The sequence below is a fragment of the Psychrobacter immobilis genome (assembly GCF_904846185.1).
GTDB classification, from domain to species: Bacteria; Pseudomonadota; Gammaproteobacteria; order Pseudomonadales; family Moraxellaceae; genus Psychrobacter; species Psychrobacter immobilis_B.
In genome coordinates this window covers 28,670-53,159 of sequence record NZ_CAJGZQ010000013.1, presented here as the reverse complement: position 1 = coordinate 53,159, position 24,490 = coordinate 28,670, and the positions used below count along the sequence as shown (strand labels likewise).

General features: G+C 45.3%; 19 protein-coding genes. 3 read left to right on the top strand and 16 right to left on the bottom strand.

Translation table 11 applies throughout. From position 1 onward, the window contains the following. Positions 1 to 11: 11 nt before the first annotated feature. Positions 12 to 1,280, bottom strand: a complete 1,269-nt coding sequence (locus tag JMW94_RS08685; protein WP_201603984.1) for an FAD-dependent monooxygenase — start codon at positions 1,278 to 1,280, stop codon at positions 12 to 14. 73 nt (positions 1,281 to 1,353) lie between these two features. After that, the gene (locus JMW94_RS08680; protein WP_227685467.1) at positions 1,354 to 2,661 is read right to left on the bottom strand and encodes an FAD-dependent monooxygenase; all 1,308 of its coding nucleotides are present in this window, start codon (positions 2,659 to 2,661) and stop codon (positions 1,354 to 1,356) included. A 623-nt stretch (positions 2,662 to 3,284) separates the two neighbouring features. Here JMW94_RS08680 and JMW94_RS08675 point away from each other — a divergent pair. Together JMW94_RS08675 and ybeY are read left to right on the top strand one after the other, a co-directional pair. Then, on the top strand, positions 3,285 to 4,379 hold the full coding sequence (locus JMW94_RS08675; protein WP_201604040.1) for a PhoH family protein: 1,095 nt from the start codon (positions 3,285 to 3,287) through the stop codon (positions 4,377 to 4,379). 152 nt (positions 4,380 to 4,531) lie between these two features. Then, positions 4,532 to 5,146, top strand: a complete 615-nt coding sequence (ybeY, locus tag JMW94_RS08670) for an rRNA maturation RNase YbeY (protein ID WP_201603982.1) — start codon at positions 4,532 to 4,534, stop codon at positions 5,144 to 5,146. 16 nt (positions 5,147 to 5,162) lie between these two features. Here ybeY and JMW94_RS08665 read toward each other — a convergent pair whose 3' ends face one another. Continuing rightward, complete coding sequence (locus JMW94_RS08665; RefSeq protein ID WP_201603979.1) at positions 5,163 to 6,050, bottom strand: mechanosensitive ion channel family protein; 888 nt, start codon at positions 6,048 to 6,050, stop codon at positions 5,163 to 5,165. 108 nt (positions 6,051 to 6,158) lie between these two features. Beyond that, positions 6,159 to 7,046, bottom strand: coding sequence for an energy transducer TonB (locus tag JMW94_RS08660; RefSeq protein ID WP_060490580.1), 888 nt, complete (start codon positions 7,044 to 7,046; stop codon positions 6,159 to 6,161). A 528-nt stretch (positions 7,047 to 7,574) separates the two neighbouring features. On the opposite strand from JMW94_RS08660, the gene JMW94_RS08655 reads away from it, so the two are divergent. Next, positions 7,575 to 8,354: a hypothetical protein gene (locus tag JMW94_RS08655; protein WP_045451664.1), complete on the top strand. Its 780-nt coding sequence runs from the start codon at positions 7,575 to 7,577 to the stop codon at positions 8,352 to 8,354. A 140-nt stretch (positions 8,355 to 8,494) separates the two neighbouring features. Here JMW94_RS08655 and JMW94_RS08650 read toward each other — a convergent pair whose 3' ends face one another. From JMW94_RS08650 to nuoC, 12 genes are all read right to left on the bottom strand, one after another. Further along, positions 8,495 to 9,328 carry a ferredoxin--NADP reductase gene (locus JMW94_RS08650; protein WP_201603977.1) on the bottom strand — a complete coding sequence of 278 codons (834 nt, stop codon included), beginning with the start codon at positions 9,326 to 9,328 and terminating at the stop codon, positions 8,495 to 8,497. Positions 9,329 to 9,495: 167 nt separating this feature from the next. Continuing rightward, on the bottom strand, positions 9,496 to 10,974 hold the full coding sequence (gene nuoN, locus JMW94_RS08645; protein ID WP_201603975.1) for an NADH-quinone oxidoreductase subunit NuoN: 1,479 nt from the start codon (positions 10,972 to 10,974) through the stop codon (positions 9,496 to 9,498). Positions 10,975 to 10,977: 3 nt separating this feature from the next. Continuing rightward, positions 10,978 to 12,603, bottom strand: a complete 1,626-nt coding sequence (nuoM, locus tag JMW94_RS08640) for an NADH-quinone oxidoreductase subunit M (protein ID WP_055124527.1) — start codon at positions 12,601 to 12,603, stop codon at positions 10,978 to 10,980. Position 12,604: 1 nt separating this feature from the next. Continuing rightward, complete coding sequence (nuoL, locus tag JMW94_RS08635; protein WP_193007136.1) at positions 12,605 to 14,479, bottom strand: NADH-quinone oxidoreductase subunit L; 1,875 nt, start codon at positions 14,477 to 14,479, stop codon at positions 12,605 to 12,607. 4 nt (positions 14,480 to 14,483) lie between these two features. After that, positions 14,484 to 14,792 (bottom strand): NADH-quinone oxidoreductase subunit NuoK, encoded by a 309-nt coding sequence (gene nuoK / locus JMW94_RS08630; RefSeq protein WP_045445153.1) that lies wholly within the window; start codon positions 14,790 to 14,792, stop codon positions 14,484 to 14,486. Positions 14,793 to 14,890: 98 nt separating this feature from the next. After that, positions 14,891 to 15,637, bottom strand: coding sequence for an NADH-quinone oxidoreductase subunit J (gene nuoJ, locus JMW94_RS08625; protein WP_201603974.1), 747 nt, complete (start codon positions 15,635 to 15,637; stop codon positions 14,891 to 14,893). Next, on the bottom strand, positions 15,634 to 16,182 hold the full coding sequence (nuoI, locus tag JMW94_RS08620; protein ID WP_045444743.1) for an NADH-quinone oxidoreductase subunit NuoI: 549 nt from the start codon (positions 16,180 to 16,182) through the stop codon (positions 15,634 to 15,636). The genes nuoJ and nuoI overlap by 4 nt, the downstream gene beginning before the upstream one ends. Positions 16,183 to 16,237: 55 nt before the next feature. Then, positions 16,238 to 17,230: an NADH-quinone oxidoreductase subunit NuoH gene (gene nuoH / locus JMW94_RS08615; RefSeq protein ID WP_045445151.1), complete on the bottom strand. Its 993-nt coding sequence runs from the start codon at positions 17,228 to 17,230 to the stop codon at positions 16,238 to 16,240. A gap of 52 nt (positions 17,231 to 17,282) precedes the next feature. Beyond that, entirely contained in the window at positions 17,283 to 20,345 is a 3,063-nt protein-coding gene (gene nuoG / locus JMW94_RS08610; RefSeq protein WP_201603972.1) for an NADH-quinone oxidoreductase subunit NuoG, read from the bottom strand. A gap of 10 nt (positions 20,346 to 20,355) precedes the next feature. Then, positions 20,356 to 21,780: an NADH-quinone oxidoreductase subunit NuoF gene (nuoF, locus tag JMW94_RS08605; RefSeq protein ID WP_201603970.1), complete on the bottom strand. Its 1,425-nt coding sequence runs from the start codon at positions 21,778 to 21,780 to the stop codon at positions 20,356 to 20,358. Then, positions 21,777 to 22,286, bottom strand: coding sequence for an NADH-quinone oxidoreductase subunit NuoE (nuoE, locus tag JMW94_RS08600; protein WP_087815841.1), 510 nt, complete (start codon positions 22,284 to 22,286; stop codon positions 21,777 to 21,779). The genes nuoF and nuoE overlap by 4 nt, the downstream gene beginning before the upstream one ends. Positions 22,287 to 22,473: 187 nt before the next feature. Continuing rightward, a complete protein-coding gene (gene nuoC / locus JMW94_RS08595) occupies positions 22,474 to 24,264 on the bottom strand; it encodes an NADH-quinone oxidoreductase subunit C/D (protein ID WP_201603968.1) in 1,791 nt (596 codons plus the stop codon). Between the last annotated feature and the right edge of the window lie 226 nt (positions 24,265 to 24,490).

Here is a 24,490-nt window from a genome sequence, read left to right as displayed (position 1 = left end):
TAGTCAAAACCCTAAACCCCACTCGCCTGCTTAGCAAACAGTCTCATCAATGGCTTAATTTTGCTAACGCGGTACATACCTTCGCTACGGATTTGTTGAATAGGACGCATCTGTGCAAGTGACCCTGCAAATAGCCAATTAAGCGCGGAAAAGCTGTGCATCATTAGACTGTTATGCGGACGGCGCAAACGCTCGTAGCTACGCAACGTTTGATTGCTGCCCCAACTGGTTCTACCACTACGTTCAAAATCATGTGCCAATTGCTCGCTTAAAGTCTGTACATCGAGCATGCCCAGATTCAACCCTTGACCCGCCAGTGGATGGACGCCATGCGCTGCATCACCGATCAAGACTAAATTGTCCGCGACGTAGCTTTTTGCTTGTTGCGCGGTCAGTGGAAAGCTAGCGATTGACTCAATCTGAGTGATAGCACCTAGCTCATAGTTACTGGCAGCAGCCAATTTATCAGCAATGACGCGCGCGTCCTCCTCTATCAACGCCAATGCTTGATTGCGCGGCAATGTCCATACGATCGACTGCCAATGTTGTGGGTTGGCTTTATCTGCATCAGTAATATCAGCGAGCGGCAATAACGCTAGCGTACCTGTGGGCAGCATTGCTTGGCGCGCAGTCGCTTGATGCGGTTTTTCGGTGTGAATCGCACAGCAAATAGCGGTTTGATTATAATCGAGTGTGTCCAGCCCAATCGCCGCTTGTTGGCGTACAAATGAGCCACGACCATCGGCACCAACCAGCAGCATCGCATCGATAGCAGTCTGATTGTCTAACGTCACACGGTAGCCTTGCTCTGCACCTAACCAATCCATGTTTGTAACTTTTTGCCCCGCGATAATGGTTAGATAGTCACTGACATCATCTTCATACAGGCGTTGCCACAATGCATGTTCAATGACAGCAGGCTCGACCATGCTACCGAGCATTTGCGGTAAATGACTGTTAGGATGATTATCAACACTGTCACCAAATAATAGCTCGCCCATGCCGTTTAGTTGCCACACCTGCATTTGCGAGTAGTCCGCTTTACGCTCAGAGGCAGCAATCTTTTGCCAAGCACCCACGTCGTTAAGCAAATTAATACTGGCAAGACTCAAGGCATAAACGCGCGCATCCCGTTTGCCAAGCACCTGTTGCCATTCTGAGTCACTACGTGCAGGACGGGCATCAATTAACGTCACGGGCATTTTTGCTTGCCCCAACTTTAAAGCAAGCGTTGCCCCAACAATACCGCTACCGATAATCAGCGTATGATTATTCTTCATAAGTTATTCCTACAGTTAAGTGCAATCGTATAGAACATTGGTCTAGACCGTTAATATACCGTGATATAGCAAACTAAGACTTTAATCCCATCGCGTAGTTAGCGACTAGTGGCTTAATATTTGGCAGTTTATCAAAGGCAACCAAGGCCACATTCCTTGCCAACTTGATGGCTGGATTAGGATGGGTAAAACCATGTACCACGGCATCACAGAAGCGAATGACGCGTTTTTGATCGCTTAGACGTGCTTTCTCATAGCGTTTTAACAGTTGCGTATCGCCGATGTCTTCGCCCTTTAGCACTTGCACGCTCATCATTTGTGCCAGCACATGGGCATCGCGCATACAAAGGTTAAAACCTTGACCAGCGACAGGGTGCAAGGTATGAGCAGCATTACCCATGATGACACAGCGACCCTCTACTTGCTTGTCTGCCAGCACGCGTGTCAGTGGATAAGCGCCGCGGCGACCAGCAGCGACAAACGTGCCCGCACGCTCACCAAAGGCTTGCTGCAATGTCGCCAAGAAATGCGCATCGTCTGCTAAGTATTTATTTTCTTCCCCTTTTGGACATACCCAAACTACCGAACGTCTATAGCCTGTCTGATAGTCATCATTGCCATCACCGTCTGGATCTGTCAATGGCAAGACTGCCAGTGGCCCTGCCGGACTAAAACGCTCAATCGCCACATGTGCGTGTGGCTTGTCAGTTTCTACCACACCGACGATAGCGGTTTGCTGATAATCATAAGTTGTCGTGCCAATATTTAATAATTGGCGTACCGTCGAATCGCGACCATCACAAGCGACCAGAACGCTGGCCTGCAATTGCTGCTCATGTTCCTCTTCACCATAATAGTTAAAACTGAGCGTCACCCCATCCGCTTGTTGGGTCACGGCGCTGACACTGGCATTATCGATCAAAGTGATTAATGGCTCTTGCTGCGCGGCTAATAAAAGCTTACGTCCGAGCCACGCATTTTCCATCACTTGTCCAAATGACTCGACCCGCTCTTCAACTTTGTTTAACTGGGCGCGTCCAAAGCTGCCTTGCTCACTAATCTGCACCGCATCGATACGACAAGCATGACTTTGCAACTCATCCCATAACCCAATTTCTTGATAGATCTGTACCGTACGACGTGACAGTGCTGTATTGCGGCTGTCTAAATAATGGCTGCGATTGCTGTCATCATTTGGACTGATGGTTGGGTAGCTATTTTTTTCTAATAACGTGCTAGCAATACCGTGATGCGCTAGTAACAGTGCAAAGGACAATCCCACATGACCACCACCAGCGATGAGTACTTGCTGCTCAGTAGCTGCCTTGTTATGTTCAAACTTTTTTTTAGCATTCGATAAATTTACATCAGTATTTTGCATTATTATTCCTAATTTTCATGTCTATTTTACGCTGTTGGGCGCACGCACTATAAGCGATGAATAATCGCTAGAATTATTTTAATTTTTTAGGCCGTATTGAACATTCATACATAGGTGGAGCCTTAGTCGAATGCGTAATACGCCCTAACCTTCGTCAGCCTTCATCATTTTATTCATCTTTTAAACTCAGCGATAAAGCACTACGACATCATCCATAGATTACCACAAATCACTCATCATTCTGTGGCCTTAACAGTAGCCAAAACGTATAACTGAAACGCTTGATTTCGTCACGCTCTAAACGTTATTTACAATACTGTAACCCGCTCAAAAATGGACATAAAAATATCAATGTCGAAAAGCGGTTGCAATCGTCGTACAAAAACAGTGGCATCTGTTCGACGTATGGCTTGAAATTTAAAATCTATCGACCATAATAAAGGCAAGACCGTTACTTATCATCACTCCTAAAACGAATAATAATTCTACCGTCATTTCTATCTCTATAACGTAAAGCTAATACCATAACGACCGACTATTTTATCTCTTAAACCCGTAATGCCATCAAAACCAAATCATAGCGTTGGGGTACATAATAAAAGGATAATCGCTTGACTGATTCCATGAGCCGCCGTATAAAGTTTGAATCATTGACACCATCACAGCTCAAAACCGTGCTTGGTGAATACAACAACCACATGAAATATATCCAACAACGCCTCGATATCAAAATCATGCAGCGTCAAGGTGACTTCTGCTTGAGTGGCGACATATCAAATGTCGAGCGCGGTGAACGTATTATTTATAAACTGGTAGATGAGGCACAGAATACCAAGGACATTAGCGCAGCGGAGCTACATCTTATTATCCAATCGAGCATTTCTCGTGATGAAGATATGGAAGCAGATGAGCAAGAATCCAAGGATAATGCAGACGCTGAGGCCGACTTAGAATCAGCTCACGAGTTTACGCCAGTTAGCTTACGCACGCGTAAAGGTCGTATCATTCCTCGCGGTGGCAATCAGCAGACCTACGTCCAAAACGTACTGAACTCTGATGTCTCATTCGGTATTGGCCCTGCTGGTACGGGTAAGACCTATTTAGCCGTGGCTTGCGCCGTGGATATGCTTGAGCGTAACGAAATCGAGCGTATTTTACTGGTGCGTCCTGCCGTAGAAGCGGGCGAAAAACTGGGCTTTCTGCCAGGTGACTTGACGCAAAAAATCGATCCCTACTTGCGTCCATTATATGATGCGCTATATGAGATGATCGGCGTTGAAAAAGTGGGCAAGCTGATTGAAAAACAAGTCATCGAAATCGCACCCCTTGCCTATATGCGCGGTCGTACGTTAAACAACTCGTTTGTCATCTTAGATGAAGCGCAAAACACCACGCCTGAACAGATGAAAATGTTTTTGACCCGTTTGGGTTTCGGTTCACGAGCAGTAATTACAGGTGATATTACACAGGTCGATTTGCCACGTGGTCATAAGTCAGGCTTAGCGCAAGCAATGGAAATCTTAAGTGGTATTGAAGAAATTCATATCACCAAGTTTGATTCAAAAGATGTGGTACGTCATCAATTGGTACAGAAAATTGTAGAAGCCTACGATGTTTATGATGAAGAACAAGTAGCGTTAGAAGAAAAGCGTAAGTTTGAGCGCAGAAAAGAGCAAGAGCGTAAACAAGTTATCGCTAATGCTGCAGCCAAGCTATAAACGGTCTAGCCTGCTACTTAATGTTATAAAAATGCAAAGCCGGATTACTGTCAGTAATCCGGCTTTTTACGACGAGAGCTTTTCAGATTTACTCATAAGTTATATCAGATGATAAAGCACACCATCTTACAATAAAGTAAAAGGATAATGGCATGAGCCAAGAGAAGGGTAACAACAGTTTTGACAACCATGATGCAAATGAGCGTGCTGGCGATGATGCCAGTTTGGCAGCACTTGATATCAGTGCCACCAGTAGTATTGATGATGACATACTGGACACTTTTTATGATCGTAAGCACTTACAGTCTGTGATGATGGCAGCGTTGGATTATATCGATGGGCGCATTAAAGAAGGTCTAACGCTACCCTATTTTGTAGATATCGACCCTGAGCTATGGCAAGAAAAATCTAAAGTATTAGACATATACATTACCGATGAAATTGAGGGTCAGGCATTAAATCTGGAAGCACGCGGTAAGGATTATGCGACCAATATTTTATCTTATCCAAGTGATCTGCCAGCCGCAATTATTGAGCTGATGCCAACGCTACCCCTCGGTGAGCTGGTCATCTGTCATGGCGTCATAGTACGTGAAGCCGCAGAACAAGAAAAGACAACCGCACAGCACATTAGCCATTTACTGATACATGGTGTGCTGCACTTATTGGGTTTTGATCATGAGCTTGGACAAGCCGAGCAAGATGAGATGGAGCGGTTTGAAATTGAGATTTTAGCAGGTCTCAGCCTTCCAAACCCTTATACTTAGTTCGAATTTTTAGCGACTAGTCTTTGGTCATCGGTAGCTTTTGTGCTTGACTCATCTGATTAATCATCTGATTAATCATCTGATCCAGTCCTTTAACATGGACATTACGCTGCGGGAATGGAATGTCGATTTTTTCATCATCTAAGGCGTATTTGAATTGCTCAAGCAAATCACACTGCATCGTCCACCAGTCAGCATTGGTTGTCCAAATATTGAGCGTCAAGTCTACTGAGTTATCACCCAAATTGGTGACGCGTACGATAGGTTCAGGGTCAGTAAAGGCCAACGGATTATTTTTTGCCAAATTCAGCATCACGTTTTTGGCAGTTTTGATATCGGCATCATAGCCAATACCGACCGTGATATCGACACGGCGGTTGGGTAGCGCGGTATAGTTCGTCACGGCTGAAGTCGTAATATCACTATTTGGGATAATGATATCGTGATTGTTTATCGTCGTTAGGTGGGTATTGACCAAAGTGATTTCTGTTACGGTCCCTGTGTAGCTGCTGATTTGCACATAATCACCGCGCACAAAGGGACGAAAGGTCACAATCATGATGCCAGCGGCAAAATTAGACAACTGATCTTTTAGTGACAGACCAATGGCTACTGCAGCACCGCCCAATATAGCGACGACTGAGGTGGTCTGTACGCCAACCTTGCTCAAGGCAGCTAATGCAACCACGACCAGTAACACTCCATAGATTAGACGACCTAAAAAGTTCGCAACGGTGTCATCTAAGCGACTACGCAACATCATTTTGTGAGCAACGGTGACTGCCTTTTTGGCAAGCCAGCGACCTACGACGAATATTAATATCGCTAACGCAACTTTAATGACCAAGCTTAATGCGTTACTGGTTAAGTTGGCAACATCTATTGTAAAACCTAAAAATTCCATACTGACTCTTTATTTTATAGCGGTGTGTGGTATTCGTTTGTTATAAATATTGGTATCTTATCTGTTTGCAGCGTAGCTAACGCTCATCATTTGTATATTCAACACGCCCTAATAAGTAACATCCACTTTATCGCTGTAACGATAGGTACGTATCAAACGCAGCTCAACAATATCTTCCATGTCTTTGGTGAATTTACCAAAGGGCGCTGCTTGGCGCACCGATTGCTTTGCTGCTTCATCTAGTAATGTGGAGTTGGAGCTTTCAAGCAGACGTATGGCTTTAATATTACCATCACTACTGATGATGACCATAAGGCGCACTTCGCCCGTGATACCTTGTGCCCGTGCCTGCATGGGATAATGCAAATTCCCAATGCGTTCGACATGTTCACGGAAAGTATTAATATAATCAGCCGCGGCACCACGCGTCGTCGAGTTGCTATCGACCGTTACGACTTTTGATTTGGTTGCATAAACTTGCTGACGTTGAGACAGCTGTGTCTCTAAAGTAGCAATTTGTTTGCGCAGACGCTCTTCTTGCGCCATCATATCATCTTGTGCTTGCTTGCTATCATTATCAGACTCCACGCTCGCTTGACGCCAGCTTAAGGTGGTACGCAGATAGCTTTCTTGATAATGCTGCTGGCGGACTTGACGCTGCAGGCTAATCACATCTTGCGTCTCACTTATTTGCTCAGCAGACAATGGGCTGATTTGGTCGTTCTCTTGTCTTAATTGCTCCTCCACTGTGCCGCCACCTTCTTGGGAAGCATTAGCAATAAAGTGAGCGTCTTCATTTGGCTGCATATTGTCAGTTAGCGCTTTTGCCACATCTTGCATCATTGCTGCAGGATCTTTGCCCATCGAAAAGCCAATACCAAAAATAATAATGGCGTGTACGGCCACAGCGATAACGATGGCCACTGGTAAACTAACATCCCGCTTAGGTGCTTGCGCGGAAAAATGATAGCTTTGTGAATCTTTGATATAGGCCACAATGGGTCTCAGCTTATGAATATGAGCTTATAAATACAAGACAGCAAGTAATAAGCGTTATGATAATGGGCAGGATTTATACTGGCGCTATCATAACATGACATAGAATTCTGTCGCTAGCACAACCGTTGCCGACTCATTTTAATCCGCTCACACATTACTTATCTCCCTTGGTCAATTTATTGACGAGCGGAACCAGCAAAAATGATATAACACTAATGCGGGTATGTCATCGCTAGACCGTATTTTGAACATATAAGCATTGCCAATTAAATGATTTGCGACAAAACCCATGTGTCCATTTTGAAGCCATCATATTTGTTATATACTGTTTTATAATTTTTGTGTCATTAGGGCGGGTTAAATAGGCGTAAATAGACAGGGCTGATTATTGCTGATTTGGCAAAAACGCATGTAATGACCACTCGCCAGCTTTCATTAAAGAACAGTCTGTCTGTCATTTTTTAATCAGTCGCTCTTTATGCCATTGAGTCAGCTACCTCCCCTATAATTATAAGGATAATAAGTTTGAGTGATTTTGATAACAGGGATAATTCAGACAATTTTGATGAATTTTTTGAAAATATGGGCTATCGTTTCGACGAATCATTTAGCGATGGTTGGGAGCGCCTTACCCAATCAATCAAACAGATATATCATAGAACGACTGATAAATTCGAAGATGAGTTGTCGCTGCCAGTAGCACAGATCTATGTCAATGATGCGCTGCAGAAGTTCGTCACTGATAATGTGAAAGCCATCTTAGAGCTACGTGTTGAGATGCATGATGACTGGTTCCGCTTATACTGTACGGTCGATGCTGGTGGCATTTATGCAGAGGTGGCGAGTAATTTTAGTTTGATTCATGTACAGCTTGATCGTAACGTCCAGCGATTTGTCTTTGGTCAACAGACTTATACTGATGTGCTAAATCTACGTTGTGAGTCGTTTATTAAGCGCCAAGGTATCAAACTGTTTATTTGGTTTTATCACACTATTCTGAAAAAAGACCCATTAGGCTTTATTCTCTCTTATATCAATATCGCCCGTGCAAAAGACGAGGTTATCTACCTTGATATCAATCGTTGGTTAAAAAAGAACAAAAAAATCATGAGCACTTTGCATAAAGTTCAAGTCAACTATGGCGAGCTTGAAGAAGAGCAAATGATTTTGAAAACTCAAATCAATTATCGTGATTTATTGGCTGCCAGCAGTAACGAAGATATCATCGGCGATGATGATGAGCCTGAGTTGATGCAAGGCCCTATTAACCCAATAGATGATGCGACCGAACCGAGTCAGGTATAAATCTCTCAGTATACAAATGACGTTTTTTAGTTAGCAAAAAAGCGCTGACACTTAGAGACTATTTTTGTCTTTTAGCGTCAGCGCTTTTTATCAAGCAAATTTTCAATGGTTTCTAGAGCACGCCGTCATCAATCATGCAACTACCAGTAATTTTCTACCGCAATATTGCCCTCGCCGCGACGATTCATCACCAAACCTAAAGTCTTGAGCGCTTCTTTGGTATCTTCCACCATGTCTGGATTGCCACATAACATGACGTGCGTGCTATCAATATCTAAGGCTATCCCTGCGCGCGCTTGCAGCGTACCATCTAGCAGCAGCTTGGGCAGACGCTCTGTCAGTGCGCCTTCGACAGGTTCACGGGTAACGATGGGAATAAAGATTAGTTTTGCAGGATTGTCAACTAGAGAACCAAAGTCTTCTTGCAAACTTTCAATCTTGTCGATATAGGCAAGCTCTTCTATCGAGCGCGCACTATAAGCCAATATGATGTGCTCGTAATCTTCCCACGTCTGCAAATCTTGCAGCATTGATAAAAATGGTGCCAAGCCCGTTCCAGTCGCGAGCAGCCATAAATCTTTTGGTAAAGGCTTTTGATAACGTGCTAACGTCAAGAAACCAAACGGCATGGTATTAAGCAGCAACTCATCGCCCACTTCTAGGTGCTGCAACTGCGACGTAAATGCACCATCGGGGATGACAATAGAGAAAAATTCTAATACTTCATCAAAAGGTGAAGAGACGATGGAATAAGCCCGAAAGATGTCTTCATTCAATGCAGCATCAGGTACATCGTTAACGGTGTCGCCTTGTTGCTGCTGGTAATATTTTAATTGACTGGGATTGACGCCCAAACGCACAAATTGACCCGCAGTAAACTTAAAGCTATCGGGACGGCTGACAGTGAAGCTAAATAGGTTTGGTGTCCACGTGGTCTTACTAAGCACAGTTACTGTCTGAATATTATCACTCATAAGAATTATCGACTCACTTTTTAGTAATCATTATTTTTATCAAAACTTTGAACGACACAAAATAAAAGATGCGCCAAGCTTATCATAAAGCTGGCGCATCTTGGGTTTCTGACCGTAATAACAGATAAGCAGCGGTATCAGCATACCCCTACTTACCCTTTTGCTATTTACCAAATACGTGCCAGGCTTGCCCATTCAATCATGCTGTTTGGCAAGATACCAAAGAAGATAATCATCGCAGTCACCGCAATAACCATGATTCCGCCAGTACGCATCGCCCATTGGCTAGAAACGTCAAACTCAATGAACTGTTTAGGACGTTTAAAGAGGGTGAGCATCACGCGCAAGTAATAGAATAAGCCGATCGCACTACCCAAGATAATCATCGCTGCCAAGAACCAATTAGTTCCTTGTACCGCTGCCAATATCGCAAATAGCTTGGTAATAAAGCCTGCCGTCAACGGAATACCCGCCAATGACAACATCATAATAGTCATAACCGCAGTCAATACGGGACGACGCCAGAATAGCCCTTGATAATGGGTCAGCTCATCAGCCTCACCAGATAAACGATAAGGGCTCGACATCAAGGTCACAACACCAAAGGCACCGATAGAGGTTAATGCATAAACAGCCATATACATACTAGAGATACTATCCGCTGCCGCGCCGATACTGACGATGACAATCAACACATAACCCATATGGGCAATGGATGAATAACCCAATAGGCGTTTGAGGCTGGTTTGACGTACTGCTAATAAATTACCGATCAAAATAGATAAAGTTGCCATGACCATTAACAGCATTTGCACCGATGGCAATGCCAATAAAGACGTATCGATTAAGAAACGAACCGCCAAGCCCATCATAGCTACTTTTGATACCGATGCTAAAAAGGTAGCGATTGGTGCTGGAGCGCCTTCGTATACATCTGGTGTCCACATATGAAACGGCGCAGCAGAGAGTTTGAAGGCGATACCAAACATCATCATCGCCGCACCAAGTATCAGTAGTGGCGACTCAAAAACATCACCTAATACCATACTGATTGGCTTAAAGGCGAGCGAGCCTACTTCGGCATAGATAAATGCCATACCCATGAGCAATGTCGCCGATGCCGTCGCTGATAGCACCAAGTATTTCAGCCCTGACTCGAGTGAGCGGTTGCGCATATAGGTATATGACAGCATGCCGTATAGCGGTATAGACAGCATCTCTAAGCTCATAAAGAATGACGCTAAATGCTGAGCACTGACCATCAGCAAAGCACCAATTGTCGATAGCAACATGAGCAAGTATAGCTCTTCTTTATTATCCTTGAGATTGGCTAAATACGCATAAGACAACGTACAGCAAGCCAATGCACAGATAAAGATAATCACCATATTAAACTGAGCAAAGTTATCAATAACGAATAACTGCTCAGCGTTTGGTACGAGATTACCGCTATTCACCATACCAGTCATTTGCCCAATGAGGGTAAACAGACCAATATTTAAGCCGACGACCGTTATCGTACCAGTCACCATATGTGAGCGTTTAATTGCGATGGCAATCATGACCACCAATACCGTCATAACGACGGCAATGATTGGCGCATAAGGCAACAATCCCATCAAATCATTCATCGTAATATCATTCATGACTTAACGTGCCTCCATTGCATCAAGCAGTTGCGACGCATCTACTTGTGTGACTTGACTGTATATATAAGCGTTATTGATCCACTGCATCGCATGACTTGAAGTATCAAGGAACGGCTGTGGATATAGACCAAGCCATACCAAACCTGCAGCGAGCATCAATAACAATGACAACTCACGCTTGCCCAAATCTTTTAATGGACGCGTAGGCAAACCATGTGCTTTGGTTTCTTGCATGGCGACTGCTTCGATGTTGTTTTTGCCAAATAATGCACGGTGAATCAAAATAAGCGAGTATAGCCCTGCTAGTACCAGACTGAATGTTGCAAAGACCACAAATACGGGATACTGAGCAAAAGCACCAAATAAAATCATGAACTCGCCGATGAAGTTACCTGTCCCCGGAATACCGAGCAACGCGGCACAGAAGAACATCAGTATCGGTGCGTAGTAACGGAACTGACCCCACATACCACCCATCAAGGTTAAATCACGCGTATGTAGACGCTCATATAACTGCCCTGCCATGATGAATAGCGCTGCTGAGCTTAAGCCGTGCGCTAACATCTGAATCATCAGACCTTGCAAGCTGAGTAAGGTTCCAGCATAAATTGCTAATACCACAAAGCCCATGTGCGAGATACTGGTATAAGCCAGCAAACGCTTCATATCAGTCTGCATAAAGGCTAGCCATGCACCATAGAAAATACCAATGGTACCTAAGGTCATCGCAATCGGTGCAAAATCTTGTGATGCTGCTGGGAATAACGGTAAGACAAAACGAATCAAACCATAAGCGGCGGTTTTAATCAAAACCCCTGCCAAATCCACCGAACCTGCTGTTGGTGCTTGTGCATGCGCATCTGGCAACCAGCCGTGGAACGGAATAATCGGCAGCTTAACGGCAAAGCCAATAAAGAAGCACAGCATGATCGGATATTCCCAGCCGCCAAGTGACGTACCGAGCAAATCATTGTAATTAAAGCTGACCACCCCTTTTTGAGCGTAGCTGATAATTACCAATATCAAAATACCGACCAGCATAATAAGCCCAGACGCTTGGGTATAAATAAAGAACTTAGTCGCTGCGTATTCCTTGGTTTTGCCAACCACATCATGACCCCAAATAGCGATCAAGAAGTAGATAGGAACCAGCATCATCTCCCAAAAGAAGAAGAACAAGAACAGATCAATAGCTAAGAACACACCAATGACGCCGCCCAAACTCCACAAAAGGTTGAGATGGAAAAAGCCGACTCGACGCTGAATCTCATTCCACGAACAAGCCACAGCAGCAATACCGAGCAATCCTGTTAACGCCACCATCATCAGTGACAAGCCATCCATCGCTAAATGGAAGCTAATACCAAAAGTCGGTATCCATGGCACACTAAATTCAGCGACCCAAGGCACAGCAGCGTCTGGCGCAATCACTTGCTTACTCATGCCGCTAAAGTCGCCGTATTGCCACAGCACTAGCGACAATACAAAGGTCAACGTCATACCGATTAGAGCAATCCAGCGCGGCAGACGTTTATTAAATCGCTCGACCAACCAACATAACAACCCGGCAATAAAGGGAATTGCAATTAATGCTGGTAGCATCCACGTTTGTTGTAACTCAATCATCTTATACCACCGTCATCATTACCAGCACTAGTAATACAGCCATGCCCAAGCCAAAGCTTGCAGCGTAACCTCGAAGTGACCCAGTTTGCGTCGCAGATAATACCTTATTACCAGCAGATGCCAGCTTAGGCAAAACGAGCCACGCTTTATCGATAGGGTCGGCTTTAAATAAGCGGCCGATGAACAAAAAGGGTTTTACAAAAATTATATCGTATAGCGCATCAAAACCTAGACCATGATAACACCAGTGATATAGCGCCCCACCAACACGTGAGCGCTTAAAGCGGGTGAGCATTCGACCTTTATCCACCACATATAATAGCGCCGCTATTATTAGACCAGCCAGCATCGCACCCATGGCGATAAACTCAGCCGTATGCTTACCATGCGCTTGACCAGCGACTTCCAATAAATGCCCAACACTCTCTGGCAAGACGCCTTGTAATGGCGGGGTAATAAATGCGCCCACTGCCGTTGATAATACGAGCAACACACTAAGTGGTAGCCAATATGACACACCTGATAATTTGTGTGCATGCGTCTTTTCTTCACCAAAGAAGATAATCCAAATCATACGGAAAGTATAAAGTGCGGTTAAGAAAGCACCGAATACACCCATATAGAATAAAACCATGTGACCAGTTGCATAACTCTCCCAAAGAATCGCTTCTTTAGAATAAAAGCCAACGGTAACCCAAGGTATCGCTGCCAATGCACCGCCACCGACGATATAACACCAGAATACCAACGGTATCTTTTTACGTAGACCACCCATCTTAAAGATGTTTTGCTCATGGTGTACCGCAAGAATGACTGCACCTGATGATAAGAATAACAAGGCTTTAAAGAAAGCATGGGTCATCAAATGGAAGATTGCGCCTTGCCACGCACCAACGCCGAGTGCTAAGAACATATAGCCAATTTGGCTCATGGTTGAGTATGCAAGAATACGTTTGATGTCGGTTTGTGCCAGTGCACAGAATCCAGCAACGACCAACGTCAACGCCCCTACGCCGCCGACCCAATATAATAAAATACCAGGCGTCAGCTCAAATAATGGATGTAAGCGAGCGATTAAATAAACCCCTGCCGTGACCATCGTTGCCGCGTGAATGAGCGCTGATACTGGCGTCGGACCTGCCATCGCATCAGCCAGCCATGTATGTAATGGCAGCTGTGCTGATTTACCCATCGCGCCGCCAACCAACATCATGGTGGTCAACATCATCGTTGGATTGTTGATATCAAACACTTCTGGTGCACGAGTAATAATTTCTTGAATATTAAGCGTACCGAATTCGCGGAATAATAAAAACAGACCGAAGGCTAAGAATACATCACCCACGCGCGTCACCGTAAAGGCTTTCATCGCTGCAAGACCATTGGCGCGGTCATGGTAATAAAAACCGATCAGTAAGTACGAACAGATACCAACGCCTTCCCAGCCAAGATAAAGCAAGAACAAGTTATCTGCTAATACTAGCAATAACATGCTGGCGACGAACAAATTCATATAGCTAAAGAAACGGGCAAATCCAGTGTCGCCTTTCATATACCAAGCAGCAAAAAGATGGATTAAAAAGCCAATCCCAGTGATGACACCCGTCATCGTCAGTGCCAAACCATCAAAGCTCAGACCGAAACTTGGAGCAAAATCTCCGACTTGGAACCATGTCCAAAGCGGAATCTCTATGACTGTTCCTGCTGGATTATTGGTCAAAAAAGTATAACTAACGATTAGCGTGCATAGTGCTGATAACAGCATACTACCGACACCGACAATCGCTGCCACCTGCTCTGTTAGCTTGTCGCGCATAAAGGCTAAAATCAAAAAGCCAACGAGCGGGAATATAAAGGTTAATGGTAATAAACTCATGACATCATCCTTTCATCTCATTGGCGCTGTCGACATCGAGATGCCCACGCTGATGATAAAACCGCAATAATATTGCCAAACCAATGGCGGCCTCTGCTGCTGCCAAGGTCAAAATAAAGATAAACATAATCTGTCCATCTGGATCAACCCAACGACTACCTGCCACCACAAATGCTAATGCTGTTGCATTCATCATGATCTCAAGGCTCATTAGCATAAATAGGAAGTTACGTCGTACCATGACGCCGCACAGACCAATGGCAAATAAGATACCTGCCAAAATCAGTCCATGGCTCATGGGTATCATGCCCAGTACATTCTGCGCCTCAGCAACAGGCTGTACTAAGCCCGCTACCTCGTGGGCAAACGGCACGTTTGACACATCTTGTGCCACGCTCGCTGCTAGTACCATTAGTCTGACTCCTTGCGCGTGACTTTATTCACACCCAGCTGCGTACCTGCATTCATACTTACATAGTCATGCGGGTCAACATCTTTATATTCGTAAGGTTCTGCCATTTTCGCCGCGTCAGCATCTATAGGCATGCCATGATTATCGTAGTGTTTGATACTCGCAACATTAGCATTAGATCCTTGACTATCATTACTGTGGTTTGCATTAACAGTAACCTCATCAGCGATAGACTCTTTACCCAAATGATACGCGGCGACCAAGGCTGCCAATAGTAGCAATGCAGCCACTTCTATCAACATCACATATTTAGTAAATAGTACCGTACCCACTGCTTTGGCAGATATTGTCGAGCCACCAATCATTGCCGCTTCGTCATGACCCATACCAATCATCGCATACAGCACAACCGCGATAATAATCGTTAACCCTGTCGGTAGCGCCCAAGTGCCCGCATCAAGCCAGCGCTCTTCACGCTCATCATTGCTCATGCCCAAGTTCAGCATCATGATGACAAAGACGAACAGCACCATAATGGCGCCGGCATAGACAACTATCTCTAACGCACCAGCAAATGGCGCGCCTAGCACGAAAAATATCCCTGCGATTGCCAGTAATGACACAATCATCGATAAAATAGCATGCACTGGATTGGCCTGAGTCACGACGCGCAGACTGGCAAATATGGCCACTGCTGCAAGCGAATAAAACCCAGCCAGTTCAGGATGGTTCAAAATATTCATCATGGTAGCAAGCTCCTTAGATCAATCGGTGCAGCTTCGTTTTGTGCTGCGCCTTTTGGTTTGTCCGCTACCGCCATACCCGTCACACGATAATAGTTATAATCAGGATATTTACCCGGCCCTGAAATGAGCAAATGCTCTTTTTCATAGACCAAATCTTGGCGCTTATATTCACCCAGCTCAAAATCTGGGGTCATTTGAATGGCTGTCGTGGGACAGGCTTCTTCACACAGTCCACAAAAAATACAGCGCGAAAAGTTAATTCGAAAAAACTCTGGATACCAACGACCGTCTTCACGTTCCGCTTTTTGTAAGGAGATACACCCTACCGGGCAGGCCACCGCACACAAGTTACAAGCCACACAGCGCTCGTCTCCATCAGGGTCACGCGTTAGGACAATACGTCCACGAAAACGCGGTGGCACAGGTACCGGCACCTCAGGATAAAGGATGGTGTCACGCGGTCTGAGCGCATGACTATTGACCATCCACATGCTGCGGACAATGGTAAATAGTCCAATGACGGTCTTTTTTATGGTAGTAAACATGGGATTATTATCCTTATCAGCTTTACCCTAGTTCATCAATGATGGCTAGTGATGATTACAACGTTGGGGAAAAGATCAAAATGACCGCAGCAGTAACCAACAGATTAATCAGCGTTACTGGCAGACAAACTTTCCAGCCAAAGTTCATCACTTGATCATAACGCGGACGCATGAGTGAGCCTCGAGCCAAAATAAACATGGTCATAAAGAACAGCGTTTTAATCATGAACCAAAAAGCTGGTGGAATAAATGGAATATCTAAGTTAAAAGGTGCCAACCAACCACCAAAGAATAAGCACGTCATCAAGGCAGAAATCAGTACAACGTTGACATATTCGCCAATAAAGAACATACCGAACTTCATGCCAGAATATTCAACATGATAGCCTTCAGCCAGCTCTTGTTCTGCTTCTGGCTGATCAAATGGATGTCTATGGGTAACAGCAACACCCGCAACGACAAAGGTCAAAAAGCCAAAAAACTGCGGAATGATATACCAGCCGTCGATTTGCGCCTCAACAATGGCGCGCAAGTTAAATGAGCCTGTCAATGCAACCACGCCCATCAGTGATAAGCCCAAGAAGACTTCATAACTGATCGTTTGTGCAGCAGAGCGCAAACCACCCAGTAGCGAGAATTTATTGGCAGATGCCCAACCACCGAACATCACTGCATAGACGGCAATACCTGCCATCGCAAAGAAGAACAGAATACCGATGTCCCAATCAGCCACGCCAAGCGTTGGCGAGATAGGAATAATGGCAAATGAGGCCAATGCGGTAAACATGGCGACCGCAGGTGCCAAGGTAAACATAAACTTATCGGTAAAGTTCGGCGTCCAATCTTCTTTAAAGAAGATTTTGAGCATATCAGCAACCAGCTGCAACGAACCAAAGGGTCCGACGCGGTTTGGACCGTAACGATCCTGCCACAAAGCTAGCATACGGCGCTCATAGACAATCATCATAGCGGCAACCATAACCACGACCAAGAAGATGACCAATGATTGCCCGACCATAAATAAAATGGACCAAGCATCAAAGCTCATGCTACCAGCCAAGAAGCTTGGCACATCAGGGATAATACGGGTAACTTGCATATTACACCTCCTGTGTGGTGGTCGGTGCTGTGTTCATTTGCGCAGCATCGTTATTGTTCATCATATCGTTAGCCATGCTACCCATCATCGTTACTGGTGCATCCACTTTGCGAACCGACGCTGGCATCGATGGGTGAATGATACTCACCTGCCCAACTGGGTAACCGATACAGCCTTCTGCTAAATAACCGACTATCTGTACTGGCAAGGTGATTTGTTGCTTATCGATTTCAATCGCTAAGTAATCGCCATTAGCGATGTTCCAGTCCTTAGCATCATCCATTCCGATACGCCATGCAGCAACAGGCAGTTGCTCCGCAACCACTGGGCTACGTGACGCCATCATAGAGCTGGCATAAATATTATTGATAGGCACCAGTTTGGCTTGGCCTTGCTGCATATCCGTCGTCGTCACAGACATGGCATCTGGTGCAACATATTGACGTGTTTCTAAACGTGCTAGCTGATCGAACATGCGCACACCTGGGTCGCCATTTTTTAGATGACCACCGACCTTGTCTTGGTATTTATTCCACGCTTGCGGTGAGTTCCAACCTGCCGCATTGGCAAAAGGAATCATCGAGCTTGGCGTTTCTTTACCACTATAACCTTCCATTGAGAAAGTCAAACCGGTGTCTAAATCTTTTGGTTGCATCGGCTCATGTACGGATATCGGCGCACGCATTGCGGTACGACCTGAATAGCGACGCGGCTGACGAGCAATTTTAAGACCTGTCATACGGTAATCGGCATCAGGAGCAGCATTTTTAATGCCAGCAAGCTTAGGATGCGTGGCGATCAATGCATTGATAACGTCATCTAGCTGCGTCCAGTCGACATCACGATCTTCGATGCTGCTATGCACGGCATGTAACCAACGCCAGCCTTCTTTAATACTGCTCATCGGATGATAGTATTCGTTGTCGTAAACTTGGAAGAAGCGCTGTGCACGACCTTCAGCTGATATCAGCGTACCATCCGCTTCAGCAAAGCTCGCAGCTGGCAAGACAATATCGACATCTTTATGCCAATCAAGCAACTGATGATCTAGCGCAATGACGGTTTTGTCGGCTAATAGTTGAGTCAACTTACTGGCATCAATGGCATCAGTCAGCTGATTTTCAGCGACAATCACCACATCGAAATCAGTCGCCAGTAGCTCTTCGACTGATTGACCGCCAAGCATGCAAACACCCATGCTATTGGCATCGGTAACCGTTAGGTAAATACCTGCTTGTGCCTGATATTTATTATTTACTTCTTTCAGTTCAAGTTTTTTAGCAGGAGCGCGTTCTACATTGTCTTGCGTTTCTGTATCAACACCAGTTTCAGGTTTGTTTGGTTTAGCGGATAGCTCTTTATCTTCTATTTGCGCTTGCTCATCACGGACTTGAGCATTATACGTGTCCACTTGCTGCTGCTCAGTCGCTTTGATTGCCGCGCGTTTTTGGGTCAACGCTTGGGTAATCTGTGCTGCTGCTTCTATCAATGCGGTAGAAGACAAGCTACTACCCGAAACAACTAAAGGCTTATCAGCTTGAATCAAGTCATAAGCGATTTGCTGCGCCAATGCTTGCATACCGTCAGTTTCAGTACTTGTATCAGCATCTTGTTCAGCTGCTTGTGGATCTGCTATGTCTGCTAAATCATCAGCGAAATTAGCAATCTCATCAGCAACCTTGAAGCCAAGCTTAGTGATGTCTTCAGGCGTTGCAACCACACTCACTTTACTGATGTCTTCTAGCTTAGTTTGCACCACGTCGATGACATAAACTGGGCTTAACGCATCTTGAGCAATACGTTTAACCGGTTCTGCAAGCCAAGACTGCGTTTGCAATGCCGCTGCCATTTTCAGGCCTTCGTTTTTTGCGGCTTGACGTACTGACAGCGCGACACGTGATGAGGTTTGAGTGATATCTTCACCCAATACCAATACCGCATCATAACTTTCGATATCAGTCATGCTTGGGTTATAAATGCCATCAGTACTCAATACTTCGATGCATTTATTAACCAATGCTTGCTGCTGATGATTGAGACCTGTTGAAAACTTATCAAAGCCAACCAGATTTTTTAGTGCAAAGTTGGTTTCTAAACTGGCACGCGGTGAGCCAATACCGATGACTTTTTTGTCTTTGATACGTTTGATGGTTTCATCAAGTGCGTAGTCAATATTGATTTTGACATGCTTATCATTGATACGTTCAAGCGCTTGGGTTGGACGATCATCACGATTGACATAGCCGTAACCAAAGCGGCCACGGTCACATAAGAAATAGCGGTTCACTTCACCGTTGTAGCGGTTTTCGATACGGCGCAATTCACCATAACGCTCACCCGGTGAGATATTACAACCTGCTGAGCAGCCATGACAGATGCTTGGCGCATACTGCATGTCCCATTTACGGTTGTAGCGCTCAGAATGTGTTTTATCGGTAAACACACCCGTTGGGCATACTTCCGTTAAGTTGCCTGAGAATTCGCTTTCGAACTGGCCATCTTTATCACGGCCAAAATAAACACGGTTGTTTGAGCCATAAACACCCAAATCTTCACCGCCCGCATAGTCTTTATAAAAACGGACACAGCGATAGCAAGCGATACAGCGGTTCATCTCATGCGCGATGAATGGGCCAAGTTCTTGGTTATGATGCGTGCGTTTGGTAAAGCGATAACGACGACGGCTATGACCTGACATATACGTCATGTCTTGCAGATGGCAATGTCCGCCCTCTTCACAGGTTGGACAGTCATGTGGATGGTTGGTCATCAGTAGCTCAACCATCGACTTGCGGAATGCTTTGGCTTCATCGTCAGTAACAGAGATATACATGTCATCGCCCGGAGCGACCATACATGACATCACAAGACGACCACGACCTGCTTCCATGTCTTCTTTATTTTGAAATTGCTTGACCGCGCACTGACGGCACGAGCCTACTGAGCCAAGGGCTGGATGATAACAAAAATACGGCACATCAATGCCGAGTGATAAGCAGGCTTGTAGCAAGTTATCTGCGCTATCTACTTCGACAGTGGTTCCATCAATATGTATGACTGCCATGCCGCTCTCCTTATTTCACTTCTGGCTGTTGATTGGCTGCCGCATCAATGACATCGACACCAACCGCCTGCGCGATTTTTTGATCAAACTCTGGACGGAAATATTTAATCGCACTCATCAGTGGTTCCATCGCACCCGGCGCATGTGCACAGAATGTTTTACCAATCCATAAGTCACGCGTAAGGCCTTCTAGTTTTTCGACATCGCCGACTTGCCCTTCACCATCATTGATAGCGGTAAGCAATTTGACACCCCACGGCAGACCATCACGGCATGGCGTACACCAACCGCAGGATTCGCGCTGAAAGAAAATTTCGAGATTGCGAACGAGCGGTACCATATCTTGTGCTTCATCAACGACCATAATTAGCCCAGTACCCATACGGCTACCTGCTTTTTGAATGGTGTCAAAATCCACCACCACATCTAAATGCTCAGTGGTTAAAAAGTCAGTAGAGGCACCGCCCGGTAGCCAAGCTTTCAGTGTTTTACCTTCTTGCATACCACCCGCTAAATCTTCAATGATTTCGCGTGCCGTATAACCAAACGGTAACTCCCACAGACCTGGGTCATTGACTAAACCTGAGCAGCCAAACAGTTTGGTACCCGGTGTCTGGCTCTTGCCTTTGATGTTAGATAATGACTGATACCATTCAACACCATGGTTTAGGATGGCTGGCATGTTACACAAGGTTTCAACGTTGTTGACGACGGTTGGACGACCCCATGCACCAGAAATTTGTGGAAACGGTGGTTTGGTACGTGGATTAGCACGGCGACCTTCTAAGCCATTAATCAATGCGGTTTCTTCACCGCAAATATAACGTCCAGCGCCAGTATGCACATGCAGATTAAAACTAAAATCTGAGCCTAAAATATTCTTGCCCATGAGATTATTAGCCAAGCATTCTTCGATAGCCGCGACCAAACGCTGGGCAGCTAAAATGTATTCACCGCGGATAAAGATATAACCGTCAGTCGCACCAATCGCATGTGCGGTAATCAACATACCTTCAATCAGCTGAAACGGTAGACGCTCCATCAATAGACGATCTTTAAACGTGCCCGGTTCCATCTCATCGGCATTACAAATGAGATAACGAGGTAAACCATCTGGTGGTGACATGAAAGTCCACTTCAAACCAGCATTAAAACCTGCACCGCCGCGACCTCTGACGTTGGCAGCTTTAATCATATTGCCGACTTCTTTAGGCGATTGACTCAAAGCTTGCTTTAAGCCATCAAAGCCTTTTAACGACTCATAGGTGGTCAAATCTAGTACGGCATCATGATGTGCTAGACGCCATGTTAACGGTTTGGTTTCGCTAGTCGCTGTGGCTTTATCACCATAAATTGGAATGCGCTGCTCATTGAGCTGGCTTGGCGCTTTGCCTTGACTACGTTGAGCAATCTGCTCTGAAAGCGTTAATCTCATGCGTATAGCTCCAATAATTGCGTGACTTCTTCGGGCTGGACAGGACCATAGGTGTCTTCGTCAATCAACACAGCAGGGCCTTTGTCACAGTTACCTAAGCAGCAAATTGGCAATAGCGTAAAGCGACCATCAGCCGTCGTCTGACCATACTCAATACCCAGCTGTGATCTGATCTCAGCAGACAAGGCTTCATAACCTGTCAAATAACAAGCCACTGAATCACAGATGAGAATCACGTGACGACCGACAGGCTGACGATAAATACGGTTAAAGAAAGTAGCAACCCCGTCCATATCTGACATCGGAATGTCTAGAATATTGGCAATGGCATTCACTTGTGCGTCATCGACCCAACCGTTGCGCTTTTGCACGATTTTTAGCGCGTCTAGCGAAGCAGCACGCGCTTGTGGGTAATGGTGCATAAACTCATGAATGGCCGCAATTTCCTCGCTAGTGAGGATGCTTGCCACATCTACTTTTGGCATTTTGTCGGAAACAATTTTCATAGTCTTCTATCTGTCCTCACTCATCACGCTTTATCAGCTAATAGCGACAGTCTTATAAGTGTCGCTATATGGCAAGATATCAGCATTTTGGTGTGCCATTTGGCAATGATATATTGATAAACGTATTTCTTTAATAACGATAATTTTCTGATCAAAGCATTAGACTAAAGTATTAGCGATCACGGTACTAACGATCACAGTCAGCCATTACAATATCAATCGATGCCAAATACATAATGGCATCAGAGACGAGCGAGCCATTAATCACCGATGGCATCTGCTGCAAATGCGCAAATGTCGGCGTACGAATACGGGTACGATAGCTCATCGTCGCCTTATCTGAGGTGATGTAATAGCTGTTCAACCCTTTGGTCGCTTCTACAATCGTCGTACACTCGCCCGCTGGCATCACAGGACCCCAAGATACTGAGATAAAGTGATTAATCAAGGTCTCAATATCGTTTAACGTACGGTCTTTCGGCGGTGGTACCGCGAGTGGATGATCCGCTTTATAAGGGCCTTGTGGCATGTTATCCATGCACTGGCGAATAATACGTAATGACTGACGCATCTCTTCGACTTTGACCATACAGCGATCATACGCATCGCCGTTGTAGCCAACTGGCACTTCAAAATCGTAATTTTCATAGCCCATGTATGGACGCGCTTTACGCAGATCAAAGTCAACGCCTGTCGCACGCAGACCTGCACCCGTCACACCCCAAGCCAATGCTTGCTTGGCATTGTACTGAGCAACACCTTGGGTACGGCCTTTGAGTACGCTGTTTTGCAATGCCGCTTTGACATATTCGTCCAAGCGTTTTGGCATCCAATCTAAGAATTCGCGAACCAAACGCTGCCAACCACGTGGCAGATCAGCAGCCGTACCACCGATACGGAACCAAGCGGGATGCATACGATAGCCAGTCACGGCTTCGATGACGTCATAGGCTTTTTGGCGATCGGTAAACATATAGAATACCGGGGTCATGCCGCCCGCATCCTGAATAAACGTACCGACGAACAGTAAGTTATTGGTGATACGGAAAAACTCACTCATCATCACACGAATGGTTTCAGCGCGCGGTGGAATCTTAATTCCTGCAAGCTTTTCGACCGACATGATGTACGGTAGCTCATTCATCACACCGCCGAGATAATCGATACGGTCGGTATAAGGAATAAATGAGTGCCAAGTTTGACGCTCCGCCATCTTTTCTGCACCGCGATGGTGATAGCCGATATCAGGGATACAATCGACGACTTCTTCGCCATCAAGCTGTAAGACTAAACGGAATGCACCGTGAGCAGATGGATGGTTAGGACCGATGTTCAAGAACATAAAATCTTCATCACGGCCTGAACGCTTCATGCCCCACTCTTCTGGGACAAAACGCAGGTTTTCTTGCTCGTATTGCTGCTTGGCGGTGTTCAAGAAATACGGGGTAAATTCAGTCGCACGCGCATGATACTCTTTACGCAGTGGATGACCTTCCCAGTATTTTGGTAATAAAATACGGGTCAAATGCGGATGACCGGTAAAGACAATACCGAACATGTCCCACACTTCACGCTCATACCAGTTGGCGTTTGGCCAAATATTGGTGGCACTCGGCACATTGACATCGTCTTCACTCAGCGCGACTTTAATACGTACGTCACTATTACGCTCAAGCGACATCAAGTGATAAAACACCGTAAAATCACTGTCAGGCAAACCTTGGCGATGTTGGCGTAAGCGCTCATCTATCGCTGACAAGTCAAATAGCATGACGTAAGGCTTAGGCAATTTACGCAGGTATAGAAGAATATCCAGCAAATCAGCACGTGCCACCCAAACCGTTGGAATCTCATCCACAGTGTGCTGCACGACAAACTTACCGGCATACTTCTGCTCCAGCTCGGTGATAACCGCTGGAACAGGCTTAATGTTAGGATCCATGTTATTAGGATCAATGTTTTCGACTACCGTGACCATGAATGATGTATTCCTTCATTAATCATCATTGAGCTATGTTGAGCCTAACCGAGCTATATTAATCATAACTGAACCATGTTAATCATAACTGAACTACGCTAAACATAAGCGAACTACGATGAATATATGCGTACTGAGCACTTTTACGGATTATGTATGATTGAGCCAAACTAAAACATGATATAGCCAAATAATTTATGCCTAAATTCTGTTTCTCACATGCAGT